Consider the following 13,665-nt stretch of genomic DNA (forward strand, 5'->3'; position numbering starts at 1 on the left):
GACCGCAGCGAGCGCAGCGACGACCTACTCGAGCGTCTCGACCAGTTCGTCGAACGTCTCGATCGTCAGATCCGGCTCGCCGTCGAACGGCCCCCACGGCTCGCCCTTTCGGTCGACCCAGACGCTCTGCATGCCGGCGTGATTCGCGCCGCGGACGTCGAACCAGCCGGCCGCGACGTGGGCGATCTCGTCGATCGGCGTCCCGGTCCGGGCCGCGCCGTGGCGGTAGAGTTCGGCGTTCGGTTTGAACGTCTCGATCTCGTCGGCGCTGATGGTGTCCGCGAGCAGGTCGTCGATGTCGGCGTGCTCGACCAGCGACTCGAGCATCTCGGGATTCCCGTTCGAGAGGATATAGCAGTCGTAGCCGACATCGACGAGGGCCTCGAGACCGTCGCGGACGTCGTCGAAGACCTCGAGTTCGTGGTAGACCGCGAGAACTTCGTCGCGCTCGTCCTCGGTGACGGCCGCGCCGTGGGCGTCCAGCGCGTACTGGAGCGCGTCGCGGTTGAGTTCGTAGAAGGGCTGGTAGGCGTCGATCTGGTTGGCGACGAAGGTGTAGGCCAGCGACCGGGTCCGCCAGCGCTGCGAGACGGCGTCCGGATCGTCGACGACATCGGCGAGCGCGGCGGTGGCCGCCTCGACGTCGACCAGGGTGCCGTACGAGTCGAACGTGATCGTCGTGACGCGGTCGGGATCGAACGACATACGGAACGCACCACAACGGGAGTGATAAGGATTGGAGTCGCGGCCGCCGTCGTCCGTGGGGACGCGGCTCGAGGCGGTGTCACCCACGACCGCCGACCGCTGGCGATGCGTATTTCACTCGCGCGGCGAGAAGTGCGAGTATGACGGACGGAGACGAGGTCGATGCGGACGACGCCGAACCGGTCGACCCCGACGAGTACGACGCCCTCGCGGACGCGGACGTAACGACCTGGGTCGACGAGAACGGACTCCACATCGCCGAGGACGAGATCACCGGCGTCTCGAGTCAAGGCCAGAGCGAGCGCGCAGCCGTCGCGAACCTCGCGGAGGCGGTCGCCTCCTACCGGGACGCCCAGGAGGACACGACCGGCGACAACTGGCTCTAACCCGCCCGGGAGCGAGAGGCGGCACCCGCCGCCCGTAGATGTAAACCCTATCCGGGTGAACGACACGGGTGTATGATCGCTGACGATATTCTCGTCCCCGTCGACGGGAGCGACGCCTCGACGGCCGCGTTCGACCACGCCCTCGAGATCGGCGCGGACGCGGGCGCGACCCTCCATGTGCTCCACGTCGCGGACACGGCGTTGCCGTCCCTCGCCGGACTCGGCACCGACGTCGCCGACGCGCTCGAGCGGGAAGGCGACGAGATCGTCGCAGACGCGCGCGACCGGGCCGAGGAGCGCGGGATCGACGTCGTCACCGACGTTCGACGGGGCGAACCGCGCGAGGAAATCGTCGACGCCGCGGCCGACGCCGACCTCGTCGTGATGGGTGCCCACGGCTGTCACGGGATCGGCGAGTACGTACTCGGCACGACGACGGACTACGTCATCAACGTCACCGAAACGCCCGTGCTGTCGGTCCGAGCGGCCGATGGAGTCACCCGGTCGTATCCCTACGAGGCGATTCTCGTTCCGACCGACGGCAGCGACCACGGGACGGCTGCGGTCCGGGTCGCCGCGCAGGTCGCGGCCCACACCGGCGCAACGCTGCACCTGCTGTACGTGATCGACGAACTGCCGGAAGTGGAAGAGCCGGTTTCGGACGAAACCACAACCGAACTCGAGGAAAACGCCGAAGCGATCCTCGAGGCCGCAGCGTCGACCGCAACGGAGGCGGGGCTCGACGAGGCGTCGATCACGACGACGGTCTCGAGCGGCTCCGTCCCCCACGAAATCAGGACCCACGCCGACGCCGAGGCCGTCGACCTCATCGCGATGGGGACCCACGGCCACACCGGGCTCGATCGCCACCTGATCGGCAGTTTTACCGAGCAACTCCTGCGCAGCGCCCCGGTTCCCGTGTTGACCGTTCAGCGGAACGGCGAGTAGCTTCGGCGTCGCACTCGATTCTCAAATATCCGTCCGAAGAGCGTCGAATGCTGCCGTTTCGGCACCGCTCGCAGCGGCCACCTAAACCTTCGGTAGCGGTGTCGCCGCTGGAAACGCGACCCGACAGTCGATACCCGTGGCCGTCGAACGCCTCGAGGATGACAGCATCCGGAACGCACGTCGCGGCCGGCGACGAGGGGGCGGCGGCGCTGGCGACGGTGCTCCGCGCTGCGGAGACGGGCGACGGCACCGTCGCGTGGACGGACGTCCGCGACGACATCGACCGCGAACACTGGGGTGCGATGCTCGAGCGGGGCGTCCTCGTACCCGTCGACGGCGAGGATCGGTTCGTGTTCGCGGACCCGACCGCCGTTCGAGAGACGCTCGAGAGCCGCGAGTTCGATCCGCCCGAGCCCGAAGGGTGGTCGCGTCGCGACGTTGCCGCGGGCGTCGGCGCGCTCTCGCTGCTCGCCGGGTACCAGGTGTCGGCGATCCGGGACGGCGTCGCGGGCGTCCTCGATCTCGCGCTCGGGCCGCTCGCGGCCGCCCTTCCCTTCCCCGCCGTCGTCCTCGCGCTGGCGGTCGCGACGACGCTGGCGACGACCCTCGTCCGCCGTCGGCTCGATCGGCCTGACGCGAGCGCGTTCAGGCACCGGACTCGAGAACTGCAGGAGCGGCTGGCCGCCGCTCGAGCGCGCGGCGACGAGGCGGCGGCTGCGCGGCTCGGCGAGCAGCGCCGCGACCTCGTCGGGCGGCAGGCGCTGGTGCTGACCGACCACCTGAAGGTGCTGGCGTGGACGATGGTGCTGACCGTGCCGGTCTTCCTGTACCTCTCGTGGCTGGTGACGGCGCCGGCTCACGCGACCGCGCCGCTGGTGACGGTCGCGCCCGTGCTCGGCGATATCGTCTGGACCGCGCGGGTCGTCGGGCCGGTGCAGGCGTGGATGGCCTGGTACGCGCTGTGCTCGCTCGGCTCGAATCTCGTCGTTCGGCGGGTCGGTCGGGTCGTTCCCGACGGGCTCGAGGTGCGTCCGTCGTAGCGAATCCTCACGCGACTCGAGTCTCGAGTCGAAACGAGGCGAGGGGCCATTCGGGAGCAGGTCCCGGTTTTACGCGTCCGTCCGTGGTGGGAACGGTCCATGGACGAGTACGATATCGTCGTGATCGGCGGCGGCTCCGGGAGTCAAGTCGCGACCGCAGCGGCCGATCGGGGCCTCGAGGCGGCCGTAATCGAGCGCGGACCGCTGGGCGGAGCCTGCATCACGCGGGGCTGCGTCCCATCGAAGGCGCTGATCCACCGGGCCGACCTCGCGGACGCGGTGCGACGCGCCGGGGAGTTCGGAATCGCGGCCGATCTACAGGACGTCGCGTACGGCGAGATCACGGACGCGATTCACGACACCGTCTACGAGAAGGCCGCACGTCAGGAGCGGGCGCTCGAGGAGAGCGACAGCGTCGCGCTCTTCCGCGGCGAAGGGCGGTTCGTCGACGAGTGGACGATTGCGGTCAAACCGACCGACGATAGCGGCGATACCCGCGAAGTCCGCGGCGATGCGATCGTCCTCGCCGTCGGCTCGCGACCGATGGTCCCGCCGATCGACGGCCTCGAGGACGTCGACTTCCTCACCAGCGACGATGCGCTCTTCCTCGACGAACAGCCCGACGAACTCGCGATCGTCGGCGGGGGTTACATCGGCGCCGAACTGGGCTACTTCTTCGGGGCGCTGGGGACCGACGTCTCGATGATCGGGCGCAGCGAACGGTTGATTCCGGGCGAGGACGACGACGCGAGCGCGGTCGTCACGGACTCGCTCGCGGACTACTGCGACCTCTATACCGGCTACGAGGCGGCGGAAGTCGCACAGGGCGACGGGGGCGGAAGCGTCACGATCACCGCAGAACCCAGCGACGACGATGGCGAGCCCGTCGAAATCGAGGCCGACGAGCTCCTCCTCGCGACAGGACGCCGGCCCAACACCGACACGCTCGCGCTCGAGGAGACGAGCGTCGAAACCGACGACAAGGGGTACGTCGAGACCGACGCGCGCCTCGAGACGGCCGCCGAGGGAATCTGGGCGCTGGGCGATATCGTCGGCGAGCAGCCGTTCAAGCACGCGGCCGACTACGAGGCGGAAGTCGTGATGGCGAACGTTCTAAACGACGCCGGACGGGAGGTCGACTACGGCGCGATGCCCCACGCGATCTTCACCGAGCCGCAGGTCGCCAGCGTCGGGCGAACGGAGGGCGAACTCGAGGACGAAGGCCGAGAGTACGAGTCGACGACGGTCCCGTTCGACGCCGCGCCCCTGGGGCTCATTCTGGGGGCCGACGACGGGTTCGTGAAGGTGCTCGCGGCGCCGGACGGCGAGATTCTCGGCTGTCACGTCGTCGGGCCGCAGGCCTCGACGCTGATCCAGGAGGTCGTCGTCGCGATGGACAGCGGCGACGGCACCGTCGACGACGTCGCCGATCCGGTGCACGTCCATCCGGCGCTCTCGGAGGCGATCTATACGGCGTTCGACGACCTCTCCTCGAAGGAGTTCTCGTCGGCGCCGGACTGGCGGGACGTCGCGCCGAGCGGTCGCAGTTCGGAGGCAGAATAGTCGCGTAGTCGACGAGCAGCAGCGACCGGGTTACCAGTTCCAGGGGCCGTGATCCGGATCGATCTGGCGCTCGCGACGGTCGATCGAGTCGATCAACTCGCGGTCCTCCTCGTCTAACTCGAGATCGGCAGCAGCCAAGTTTCCTTCCAGGTGGTCCCGACTGCTCGCTTTCGGGATGACCGCGACGTTGTCGTGATCGAGCAGCCAGGCCAGCGAGACCTGCGCCGGCGTCGCGTCGTGTTTCTCGGCGACCTCCCGAATTTCGGGGACGTCGAACACCGCGCCCTGGGCCAGCGGCGAGTAGGCGACGAACCAGTAGTCGTGTTCCTGCGCGTGCGCGACCAGCTCGTCCTGCGGGAGCAGCGGGTGCATCTCGGCCTGGTGAGCAAAGAGCGGCGCCTCGAGCACCTCGAACGCCTCGTCGAGCAGTTCGGGCGTGAAGTTCGAGAGCCCGACGTTGCGCGTCTTACCGGCCTCGTAGGCATCGTCGTAGTAGGGCAGGATCTCCTCGTGCTCGTAGATTCCCGACGGCCAGTGGACGTACAGCAGATCGACGGCGTCGACGCCCAGCCGCTCGAGGCAGCCGTCGATGGCCTCCGGAACCTGTTCGGATTCGGGCGGGACGTCGTGGTGGACGGTCTTCGTCGACAGGAAGATGTCGTCGCGGTCGACGTCGGCCTGGTCGATCCCCTCGCCGACGTACTCCTCGTTCTCGTACACCTGCGCGGTGTCGACGTGGCGGTAGCCGACCTCGAGAGCGGTTCGGACGTTCTCGGTCCACTGCTCGCGGTTATCGGACGAGTACGTGCCGAGGCCGATCCGCGGGAAGTCGTCGCGTGGCATCGGATCGGGCTTCTCGAGAGGGGAGGTTTATTCTTCTGCTTCCGGCAGTCCGCCGGTCGCGCGGGCAGCAGGCGAGTTTCGACGGCCGCTCGAGCGGGGGACGGGGTAGCCGCCGATCGGCTCGTCTTCGCCACCGCACCATTTATAAGTGATTCCTCCCAGCCCCCGGTTTCCAGATCCTCGCCCGTGAGCGCCCTAAAGCCGCCGGGAGCACATTCTCGCCCCCGTAGAATTAGCATCTATTTATATAGTATCTCCCGCCCTCTATAGAAGTAGGTGAAGATATAATGGCAACTGAGAAGATGACTGTCGGTGCGAACGTGTTCGAGAGCAAGGTCGGCGGCATGACGGTCCGCGGGAAGGCCCACAGCCTGAGCGCGTGGTTCGTCCTCGCGCTGCGGCTCATGATGGGCTACGCGTTCCTCTACGCCGGACTCGGCAAACTCCTGGCCGCGGAGCCGTTTAGCGCGGAAGGGTTCCTCCTCCACGGGGTCAACCAGGCCTCGCCCCTCGTCGGGCTGTTCACCTGGATGGGAACGACGCCCTGGTTCGTCGAAATCGTGAACGTCGCCGTCCCGTTCGGACAGGTCGCGATCGGTCTGGGCCTGCTCGTCGGCGCGATGGTCCGCCTCGCGGCGTTCTTCGGCGCGACGATGATGTTCATGTTCTACTTCGCGAACTGGAGCGTCGAACACGGCCTCATCAACGGCGACTTCGCGTACCTGCTCGTCTTCCTCGCCGTCGCCGCCTTCGGCGCCGGCCGGATCCTCGGGCTCGACGCGCTCATCGAACGGTACGAAATCGACGGCCAACCGCTGCTCGAGAAGTACCCGAAACTCGACTACATCCTCGGATGAGTCGTAATTCCGCTTTTCTTTCCTTCCGTTCCGACGACAGCCGCGAGTGACGACGGTTCAGTCCGCGGACGACTCCTCGCTCCGACTCGAGTGCTGACGTTCCGTTCCACTCTCGAGCACGGTCTCCGCGGTCTCTCGAACCGACGACCACAGCTCGGAGAGTCCGGACTCGCGTTCCCGTTCCGACTTCGTGGGCGACCGCTCGATCTCGACCTGCAGATCTCTGTTCTCGTCGAACTCGACCGCGAGCCGCTCGAACCGGGCCACGTACTGCGAACGGTGGTGACCGCCCGGCCGGAGTTGGATCTCCTCGACGACGAGCGACGTGTCGGTCAGCCGGTCGACCTTCTTGTACGTCGTCGAGAGGGGCACCTCGGCTTCGTCGGCAATTTCCTTGACGGTCATCGGCTCCTCGAGAACGGAGAGGATGTCGCAACAAGCGTCGTCGTCCAGCGCGTCGATGATGCGGTCGGGGTCGGCCGCACGATCGACCGACAGTCGCTCGGATGACATTCGTACGGTCGATTCAAAGCCGACCTATTTGATTTCTCGGGTGTCGACGGTCGACGTCGCGAACGGACCCGACGGTCACGCGGTGCCGGTTTCGACCTCGCCGTCGTGCTCCAGCCACTCCGTCAGACTGCCCTCGTAGAAGGCGACGTCCTCGTAGCCGAGCGCTTTGAGGACGACGTAGGTGTGGCTGATCCGCCGCGCGGTGTTGCAGTAGAGGACGATCTCGCGGTCCGGCGTGATGCCGTGGTCCTCGAGCAGCGCCTCGAGTTCGTCCTCGGGCTTGAGTCGGCGGGTTTCGTCGTCGATGACCTCGCGCCAGTCGAAGCGCACGGCGCCCGGGAGGTGGGCCTCTTCGAACTCGTGGTCCTCGCGCGTGTCGACGAACAGGGCCCCGCGCTCGAGGGCGGCTTCGACCGCTTCGTAGTCGACGAGCGGGCTCTCCTCGGGGGAGAGCGGATCGGGCTCGTAGTCGGTCGGTTCGACGTCGGGTATCTCGCCGGTCGTCTCGTACTCGCGGTTCCAGGCGCTGTAGTCGCCGTCGAGCAGCCGCACGTCGTCGTGGCCGTACTCGAGGGCGGTGAGCACGAACCGCGCGGCGAAGACGCCGTGGGTGTCGTCGTAGGCGACGACGGTGTCGTCGGGCGAGATGCCGGCCTCCGAGAGCAGTTCGGCGAAGGCGTCGGCGCCGGGCAGCGTCCCGCGGTCGACGTCGGATTCGTCGCGGTAGCTGTCGAACGGGATGTTGATCGCGCCGGGAACGTGACCGATACCGTCGTACTCCCAGGCGTCCCTGACGTCGACGACGCGTACCTGCGGGTCCTCGTCTTCGGCCTCGAGTCGCGCTGCGAGCCAGTCGGGGGCGACGACGACGGATTCGTCCATTACGTTGACGATGCCGCCGCGGGACCCATAGTACATCGGTCCCGGCACGTCTCCCCTCGGTACCGAGATTGCGGCAATAATCTCTGGTTCAGGCCCTCGGCCCACATCGGTCCGGCCGTTCATATGTCGGTCCTATGTATAAACCGCCGCCAGTGGTCGGCGCCGCGGCACCCGCGGTGACCGTCAGCACAGAGTACCAGCAATACTTTCCTGAACGATCGACTGGTGTCCGAATTGTCCGGTTCGTGAGCCACTATGACCCTCCGTACCCTATAGATGCGTATGGCAACCGACTACGCCAAAGACGTACTCGTAGACGCCGATTGGGTCGAGGAGCGCCTCGACGAGTTCCAGGACGACGGCTCCGATCTGCGACTGATCGAGGTCGACGTCGACACCGAAGCGTACGACGAAGAACACGCGCCCGGCGCGATCGGGTTCAACTGGGAGACGCAGCTTCAGGACCAGACCCAGCGCGACATCCTCGAGAAGGAGGACTTCGAGGACCTGCTCGGCAGCCACGGCGTCAGCGAGGACGACACCGTCGTCCTCTACGGCGACAACTCCAACTGGTTCGCCGCCTACGCCTACTGGCAGTTCAAGTACTACGGCCACGACGACGTCAAACTCCTCGACGGCGGCCGCGAGTACTGGCTCGAGAACGACTACCCGACCACGGACGAGGAGCCGGACTTCTCCGAGACCGAGTACGAGGCCGCCGGCCCGCGCGAGAGCATCCGCGCCTACCGCGAGGACGTCGAGAACGCGATCGAGCGCGGCGTGCCGCTCGTCGACGTTCGCTCGCCCGAGGAGTACAGCGGCGAAGTCCTCGCCCCGCCGGGACTCAACGAGACGGCCCAGCGCGGCGGCCACATCCCCGGCGCGAAGAACATCTCCTGGGCGGCCGTGACCAACGACGACGGCACGTTCAAGGATTCCGAGGAACTCGAGGACCTCTACGCCGAGGAAGGCATCGACGGCGACGAGACGACCGTCGCCTACTGCCGCATCGGCGAGCGCTCCTCCGTCGCCTGGTTCGCCCTGCACGAACTGCTCGGCTACGAGGACACCGTCAACTACGACGGCTCCTGGACCGAGTGGGGCAACCTGGTCAACGCCCCGATCGAGACGGGCGACGGCGAATAACGACAGCGTAGTCGTTCGAGACGACGGAAGCGATCCCATTTTTCGCGTACGAAACCGTCCATAGCTGGTCCTCTGCCGTTCATTGATTCTGTTTCGTCCCTCGAGCCGGTCCCGTGGCGCCGTCTCGAGTCGGGTACGACCATCCCGAAACGCAGGTATCTGTACTCGAGGAAAGATATATTCGCATCTCGCACGAAGGGTGCGTATGAGCGATTCCGACGGACCACCCGACGACTCGACGGCGGACTGGGCCGACGGTCGGACGACCTTCCAGCGGGTGTACGACGTCCTCGTCGGCACCACCGATTCCGCTTCCGCAGGGCAGTTCGCGGAGTGGGCGGAGTGTTCCGAAAACGGAGCTCGAGCGGCCCTCGAGCAACTCGTCGAGATGGGGATTGCGACGCGAACGGATTCCCGGCCCGCAACCTACCGGCGCAATCCCTCGTATTTCCGGTGGAAGCGCATCGAACGCCTCGCGGACGACCACGACGCGAGCGAGTTGCGGGCCCGACTCGAGGAACTGCTGGCGGACGATCGGGCGCTCCAGGAGAAGTACGACGTTCCGGATCCGGACGCCGTGCCCGTCGACGAGACGGCCGTCGCGGATCACGAGAAACTCCACGAGCGGTGGGACGACCTCTCCGAGTGGCGGACGATCCGCCGCGATATTACGGTGCTGCAGCGAGCCGTCCAGCGGGCGGAATCGCGAAACGGCGATCGCGCCCGCGTCTGAAATGTCGGACCGATCGGAAGGGCCGAGCGGCCCGCTCGACGTCCCGACGCTCGAGGTGCTCGCGCGGCGCGGCTCCTCGCATCCCCTCGTCGCCGCGTGGGCGTTTCGTCCGGATTCAATCTCGCCGCGCGTGCTCGAACTCGAGTTGGATCGGACGCAGTACCCCGGTACCGTTGCGTCGGTCCGCGTCGACGTTCGCTGGTTTACCGGCGGCGACTACACCGTTCACTACCTCGAGAGCCGCGAAACCGGGGCGTGGCAGTGTCGCTGGGATCGGCATCCGAAACCCGACGCACCGCGGGAGCACTTCCATCCGCCGCCCGACGCCGCACCGACAGTCGAACCGTCGCCGCTGGACGGGACGCACCACCTCGAGGTCCTGTTCGGCGCCCTCGAGTGGATCGGCGAGCGGGTCGCGGAACTACACGACGCGTGAGTCGGAAGCCCGGTCGCCATCAGTTCCGGTACACCATCGACCGGAACCGTTACCGGGTTCTGGTTGGGTTTTCAATACGATGGTCGACAACGCTGACTCGTGGTTCTCGAGTCGCAAAGCGACGAACCAACTGCTCTGCGTCGGGATCGTCGTTCTCGCTGCGGGGTTCGTCAGCATCGGCGAGGGATACGGCGGCTTACAACCCGTCGCGGGGCTGGTACTGATAGCCGTCCTCGCTAGTCCGGTGCTCCTCGTTCTCGGGTGGCTCGTCAATCCGCGGCCGGCCGACGTAGAGCGTACTCGAGACGGCGACGGATAGCCAACCGCCGTCTCGAACCCTCGAAAACACCACCGATGACGATAGGCCTAACTCCCGGCCACCCGAACGACCGACCATGACCGACGCCGACGCGTTCGTCGAGACCGTCCAGGACGAGAACCAGACCGAACTCTCCCGGCTGGGCTCCTCGAAGTCGCTGTACGCCGACACCGGCGGGGACATCGACACCGAGCCCGTCCTCGAGGCGACCGCCGACGCCGAGCACGCCGCCTGGCAGACCTTCAGTCAGTGGGCCGACGACGAGGACCACGACGCCGCGCGCGAGGCCTTCGAGACGACGGCCGACGAAGAGCAGGGCCACTTCGAGACCGTCCTCGAGGAACTCGGCAACGAGGAGTACGAGCCCCAGGAAGTGCCCGCGCTCCACGAGTACCTGCGCGGCCTCGACTCGACCGTCGAACGCGTCGGGGCGCTCGTCGGGCGCATCCTCGCGAGCCAGCGCTCGAAGGACCAGGTCGTCGGCTTCTTCGTCGGCGACGCCAGCCCCCAGACCGCCAGCGTCTTCCGCGGATTCGGCGACGATCTGGACGCGCAACTCGAGCGCGCCACCGAGTTGCTCGAGGACGTCTGCGAGAGCGACGAGGACTGGGACCGTGCCGAGGAGGCCGCGACCGGCGCGATCGAAGCGGCCTACGACGAGTACGTCGAAAACATGGAAGCGATGGGCGCGAACCCCAAGCCGGTCTGCTAATTGCTGCAAACTCGAGTATTTCGACCGGAAACACCGACGTTCCGGTCACTCGCGCCGTCGAATCGCACTCCTGATCTGACTCTTCGGCACCCACTCGTCGGCGAGTCCGACGGCGTCGTCTCGAGTCTCGAACTGTCGATACTTCGCTTGCAGCCGCTGTTCTAACTCCTCGCGACGGTCGGCATCGGCCCCGGTATTCTCGAGGCCCCGCTCGAGCGAGCGAATGCCGTGCGCGAGTCGCATCAGCGCGTGCGTCGCCGCCGAATCCTCGACGAGGATCGCCTTGTCGGTTTCGCGGGCCACGCGGCCGACGAACGTCGTCGGTGCGTCCCCGTCTCCGTCCGCGCCGTCGACCTTCTCGTCGGCCAGCCACTGCGGGAGGTGGAGAAACAGTTCGTCGTCCTCGAGCAAGTCCAGCAGCTGCCAGATCTGGCGGGTATCCTGTTCGTTGAGCAGGCCCCGTTCTCGGGCCTCCGCAAGCGTCACCGAATGCGACTCGAGGTCCTGCGCGTGCCACTCGCGGGCGAACGAGTCGTAGTCGGCGAATTCGGTAATCAGGTCGCTCACTACGGCCCGTCACGAGGCTGCGGAGGAAGTAACCCGTGCTTCTGACACGGACACGTCAGGCGCGGCGGCTCGAGCCTATACCCCGTCGACCGTCGATCGGAACGCGCGGATCGACTCGAGCGCCTCCTCGACGTGCTCGGCGACCTCACCACCTTCCTCGTCAGCGATATCGGTCAGGATGTGCTCGTGGCGCGCGAGTTTGCCGTGGTCGGGGCCGCGATCGGCGTTCGCCAGGTCCTCGAACTCACTCGATTGGTTCTCGAGGCGCTCGCGTGCGTCGTCGTTGCTGGTCGCGTCCGCTGCGGTCTGAAGCGATTCGGCTGCGTCTGCGAGGTGTTCGCGTGACATACCTCGTCGTTCAGGCGACTGTGATAAAACAGTTTCAATAGTTGCTCGCTCGCGGGAAGTTCGTTCTCAGAAGTAAGCAAGGCGACGCCGTCGGCTCGCTTACTCGACGCGTTCGATCCGCTCCCCAAGGTCGACGTCCGCCACGTCCTCGCCCGACAGTCCGGCCACCGTATCGTGGAACGCCGTCCGGTAGCTCGCCGGGCCCCGATAGTCCGTCTCGGCCGCCCGCTCGCCGGCGAGCCCGAACGCGAGCGCGCCGTGCAGGGCCGCGGTGAAGTCGTCCTCGAGCGCGCCGCGGAAGGCCGCGATCGTCCCGCCGACCATGCAGCCGGTGCCGACGACCGTCGAGAGCATCTCGTGGCCCACCGCGAGCCGGTAGACGGCGTCCTCGGTCGCGACGACGTCCTCGACGCCGCTGGCGACGACGATTGCGCCGGTCGATTCGGCCAGCGACCGGGCCGTGTCCTCGATCTCCTCGTAGTCGCCGACCGATTCGACGCCCTTCACCTCGGCCTCGACGCCCGCCAGCGCGCTGATCTCGCCGTAGTTGCCCTTGATGACCGCGAAGTCGGTCGACTCGAGCAAGTCCTCGGCGACGCTTCGGCGCGTGGCCGTCGCGCCGACGCCGACCGGGTCGAGGACGATCGGGGTGCCGAGTTCGTTGGCCGTCTCGGCGGCGTCGTGCATGGCGTCGACGCGCCGGTCGGGCACCTGCCCCGTGTTAAAGAGGATCGCGTCGGCCAGTTCGGCCATCTCCCCGGCATCGCCCTCGGAGTCGGCCATCACCGGCAGCGCGTCCCAGTGGAGGATCAGGTTCGCCACGTCGTTCATCGTCACCTCGTTGGTCACGGAGTGGACGAGCGGTTCGGACTCAGCGATCGTCTCAAGGGACGTCGCAAGGTCCTGCGACTCGAGGTCGTAGTCGTTACTCATTGGCGATCCCTCCGTTCTCGATCGGCGTCGCCGTTTCGACGGCCTGTGCAAGGGCCTCGGTCGCGGCCCGCGGATCGTCGGCGGCGGTGATTTCGGAGATGACCGCGACGCCGGTCGCGCCGGCCTCGACGACCGAGCCGGCGTTGTCGGCCGTGATGCCGCCGATGCCGACGATCGGGATCGAGACCGCGTCGGCGATCGCGGCGACGCGCTCGGGACCGACGCCGTCCTGTTCGGGATCGACGTCCTTCGACGTGGTGCCGTAGATCGTGCCGACGCCGAGGTAGTCCGCGCCCTCGGCTTCGGCTTCGCGGGCCTCCGCGACCGTCGAGGCTGAGCAGCCGACGATCGCGTCCGAGCCGAGTAGGCCGCGGGCGACCGCGACGGGGAGGTCGGACTGGCCGACGTGGACGCCGTCGGCGTCGATCGCCCGCGCGATGTCGACTCGATCGTTGACGATCAGGTCCACGCCCGCTTCTGCGGTCAGTTCGCGCACCTCGAGGCCGAGCTCGTACCGCCGGCGCGCGTCGGTGTCTTTCTCGCGCAACTGGACCGCATCGACGCCGCCGGCGATCGCCGCCTCGACGATCTCGAGGGTCGAGCGCCCCTCGGAGAGCGAGGCCTGCGTGACGAGGTAGGTCTGCCAGTTCGGGGGATTCACGGTGGATATTCCTCGGTGATTACACTAAGCCGCTTCGGTCGATGGAGCGTCGGTATCGAGCGCGCAACCGTCG

General features: G+C 67.2%; 18 protein-coding genes. 10 read left to right on the forward strand and 8 right to left on the reverse strand.

Features of this window, described 5'->3' with window-relative positions:
- Nucleotides 1–24: 24 nt before the first annotated feature.
- A complete protein-coding gene (locus tag HALXA_RS03195; protein ID WP_013878867.1) occupies nucleotides 25–705 on the reverse strand; it encodes a haloacid dehalogenase type II in 681 nt (226 codons plus the stop codon).
- 140 nt (nucleotides 706–845) lie between these two features.
- Here HALXA_RS03195 and HALXA_RS03200 point away from each other — a divergent pair, with 140 nt between their 5' ends.
- The 4 genes from HALXA_RS03200 to HALXA_RS03215 all read left to right on the forward strand — a co-directional run bounded on the left by HALXA_RS03200 (nucleotide 846) and on the right by HALXA_RS03215 (nucleotide 4,642).
- Nucleotides 846–1,091 (forward strand): type II toxin-antitoxin system HicB family antitoxin, encoded by a 246-nt coding sequence (locus HALXA_RS03200; RefSeq protein WP_013878868.1) that lies wholly within the window; start codon nucleotides 846–848, stop codon nucleotides 1,089–1,091.
- 75 nt (nucleotides 1,092–1,166) lie between these two features.
- Entirely contained in the window at nucleotides 1,167–2,039 is an 873-nt protein-coding gene (locus tag HALXA_RS03205; RefSeq protein ID WP_049895392.1) for a universal stress protein, read from the forward strand.
- Nucleotides 2,040–2,197: 158 nt separating this feature from the next.
- Complete coding sequence (locus HALXA_RS03210; RefSeq protein WP_013878870.1) at nucleotides 2,198–3,079, forward strand: DUF106 domain-containing protein; 882 nt, start codon at nucleotides 2,198–2,200, stop codon at nucleotides 3,077–3,079.
- Nucleotides 3,080–3,178: 99 nt separating this feature from the next.
- Nucleotides 3,179–4,642, forward strand: a complete 1,464-nt coding sequence (locus HALXA_RS03215; RefSeq protein WP_013878871.1) for a dihydrolipoyl dehydrogenase — start codon at nucleotides 3,179–3,181, stop codon at nucleotides 4,640–4,642.
- 30 nt (nucleotides 4,643–4,672) lie between these two features.
- Here HALXA_RS03215 and HALXA_RS03220 read toward each other — a convergent pair whose 3' ends face one another.
- Nucleotides 4,673–5,485 (reverse strand): aldo/keto reductase, encoded by an 813-nt coding sequence (locus tag HALXA_RS03220; RefSeq protein WP_013878872.1) that lies wholly within the window; start codon nucleotides 5,483–5,485, stop codon nucleotides 4,673–4,675.
- A 287-nt stretch (nucleotides 5,486–5,772) separates the two neighbouring features.
- On the opposite strand from HALXA_RS03220, the gene HALXA_RS03225 reads away from it, so the two are divergent.
- Entirely contained in the window at nucleotides 5,773–6,342 is a 570-nt protein-coding gene (locus tag HALXA_RS03225; RefSeq protein WP_013878873.1) for a DoxX family protein, read from the forward strand.
- Nucleotides 6,343–6,399: 57 nt separating this feature from the next.
- On the opposite strand, the gene HALXA_RS03230 is transcribed toward HALXA_RS03225, so the two are convergent.
- Both HALXA_RS03230 and HALXA_RS03235 read right to left on the reverse strand, forming a co-directional pair.
- Nucleotides 6,400–6,855 (reverse strand): helix-turn-helix domain-containing protein, encoded by a 456-nt coding sequence (locus HALXA_RS03230; protein ID WP_013878874.1) that lies wholly within the window; start codon nucleotides 6,853–6,855, stop codon nucleotides 6,400–6,402.
- Between the two features lie 75 nt (nucleotides 6,856–6,930).
- The gene (locus tag HALXA_RS03235; RefSeq protein WP_049895393.1) at nucleotides 6,931–7,737 is read right to left on the reverse strand and encodes a sulfurtransferase; all 807 of its coding nucleotides are present in this window, start codon (nucleotides 7,735–7,737) and stop codon (nucleotides 6,931–6,933) included.
- Nucleotides 7,738–8,019: 282 nt separating this feature from the next.
- On the opposite strand from HALXA_RS03235, the gene HALXA_RS03240 reads away from it, so the two are divergent.
- From HALXA_RS03240 to HALXA_RS03260, 5 genes are all read left to right on the forward strand, one after another.
- Nucleotides 8,020–8,883: a sulfurtransferase gene (locus tag HALXA_RS03240; protein ID WP_013878876.1), complete on the forward strand. Its 864-nt coding sequence runs from the start codon at nucleotides 8,020–8,022 to the stop codon at nucleotides 8,881–8,883.
- 205 nt (nucleotides 8,884–9,088) lie between these two features.
- Nucleotides 9,089–9,616, forward strand: a complete 528-nt coding sequence (locus HALXA_RS03245; protein WP_013878877.1) for a DUF7342 family protein — start codon at nucleotides 9,089–9,091, stop codon at nucleotides 9,614–9,616.
- Between the two features lies 1 nt (nucleotide 9,617).
- On the forward strand, nucleotides 9,618–10,052 hold the full coding sequence (locus HALXA_RS03250; RefSeq protein ID WP_013878878.1) for a hypothetical protein: 435 nt from the start codon (nucleotides 9,618–9,620) through the stop codon (nucleotides 10,050–10,052).
- 79 nt (nucleotides 10,053–10,131) lie between these two features.
- Nucleotides 10,132–10,371 (forward strand): hypothetical protein, encoded by a 240-nt coding sequence (locus tag HALXA_RS03255; protein ID WP_013878879.1) that lies wholly within the window; start codon nucleotides 10,132–10,134, stop codon nucleotides 10,369–10,371.
- 76 nt (nucleotides 10,372–10,447) lie between these two features.
- On the forward strand, nucleotides 10,448–11,083 hold the full coding sequence (locus HALXA_RS03260; RefSeq protein WP_013878880.1) for a hypothetical protein: 636 nt from the start codon (nucleotides 10,448–10,450) through the stop codon (nucleotides 11,081–11,083).
- 45 nt (nucleotides 11,084–11,128) lie between these two features.
- Here HALXA_RS03260 and HALXA_RS03265 read toward each other — a convergent pair whose 3' ends face one another.
- From HALXA_RS03265 to thiE, 4 genes are all read right to left on the reverse strand, one after another.
- Nucleotides 11,129–11,650, reverse strand: coding sequence for a hypothetical protein (locus tag HALXA_RS03265; protein ID WP_013878881.1), 522 nt, complete (start codon nucleotides 11,648–11,650; stop codon nucleotides 11,129–11,131).
- 75 nt (nucleotides 11,651–11,725) lie between these two features.
- Nucleotides 11,726–11,998 carry a DUF7553 family protein gene (locus HALXA_RS03270; RefSeq protein WP_013878882.1) on the reverse strand — a complete coding sequence of 91 codons (273 nt, stop codon included), beginning with the start codon at nucleotides 11,996–11,998 and terminating at the stop codon, nucleotides 11,726–11,728.
- Nucleotides 11,999–12,097: 99 nt separating this feature from the next.
- On the reverse strand, nucleotides 12,098–12,931 hold the full coding sequence (gene thiM, locus HALXA_RS03275) for a hydroxyethylthiazole kinase (RefSeq protein WP_013878883.1): 834 nt from the start codon (nucleotides 12,929–12,931) through the stop codon (nucleotides 12,098–12,100).
- A complete protein-coding gene (thiE, locus tag HALXA_RS03280; RefSeq protein WP_013878884.1) occupies nucleotides 12,924–13,592 on the reverse strand; it encodes a thiamine phosphate synthase in 669 nt (222 codons plus the stop codon). The genes thiM and thiE overlap by 8 nt, the downstream gene beginning before the upstream one ends.
- Between the last annotated feature and the right edge of the window lie 73 nt (nucleotides 13,593–13,665).

The organism is Halopiger xanaduensis SH-6, assembly GCF_000217715.1.
Lineage (GTDB): Archaea > Halobacteriota > Halobacteria > Halobacteriales > Natrialbaceae > Halopiger > Halopiger xanaduensis.

Excerpts from the sequence above, each read along its gene's own strand:
- HALXA_RS03195 (WP_013878867.1), bottom strand. The coding sequence starts at position 705 with ATGTCGTTCGATCCCGACCGCGTCACGACGATCACGTTCGACTCGTAC.
- HALXA_RS03200 (WP_013878868.1), top strand. The coding sequence starts at position 846 with ATGACGGACGGAGACGAGGTCGATGCGGACGACGCCGAACCGGTCGAC.
- HALXA_RS03210 (WP_013878870.1), top strand. The coding sequence starts at position 2,198 with ATGACAGCATCCGGAACGCACGTCGCGGCCGGCGACGAGGGGGCGGCG.
- HALXA_RS03215 (WP_013878871.1), top strand. The coding sequence starts at position 3,179 with ATGGACGAGTACGATATCGTCGTGATCGGCGGCGGCTCCGGGAGTCAA.
- HALXA_RS03220 (WP_013878872.1), bottom strand. The coding sequence starts at position 5,485 with ATGCCACGCGACGACTTCCCGCGGATCGGCCTCGGCACGTACTCGTCC.
- HALXA_RS03225 (WP_013878873.1), top strand. The coding sequence starts at position 5,773 with ATGGCAACTGAGAAGATGACTGTCGGTGCGAACGTGTTCGAGAGCAAG.
- HALXA_RS03230 (WP_013878874.1), bottom strand. The coding sequence starts at position 6,855 with ATGTCATCCGAGCGACTGTCGGTCGATCGTGCGGCCGACCCCGACCGC.
- HALXA_RS03235 (WP_049895393.1), bottom strand. The coding sequence starts at position 7,737 with ATGGACGAATCCGTCGTCGTCGCCCCCGACTGGCTCGCAGCGCGACTC.
- HALXA_RS03240 (WP_013878876.1), top strand. The coding sequence starts at position 8,020 with ATGGCAACCGACTACGCCAAAGACGTACTCGTAGACGCCGATTGGGTC.
- HALXA_RS03245 (WP_013878877.1), top strand. The coding sequence starts at position 9,089 with ATGAGCGATTCCGACGGACCACCCGACGACTCGACGGCGGACTGGGCC.
- HALXA_RS03250 (WP_013878878.1), top strand. The coding sequence starts at position 9,618 with ATGTCGGACCGATCGGAAGGGCCGAGCGGCCCGCTCGACGTCCCGACG.
- HALXA_RS03255 (WP_013878879.1), top strand. The coding sequence starts at position 10,132 with ATGGTCGACAACGCTGACTCGTGGTTCTCGAGTCGCAAAGCGACGAAC.
- HALXA_RS03260 (WP_013878880.1), top strand. The coding sequence starts at position 10,448 with ATGACCGACGCCGACGCGTTCGTCGAGACCGTCCAGGACGAGAACCAG.
- HALXA_RS03270 (WP_013878882.1), bottom strand. The coding sequence starts at position 11,998 with ATGTCACGCGAACACCTCGCAGACGCAGCCGAATCGCTTCAGACCGCA.
- thiM (WP_013878883.1), bottom strand. The coding sequence starts at position 12,931 with ATGAGTAACGACTACGACCTCGAGTCGCAGGACCTTGCGACGTCCCTT.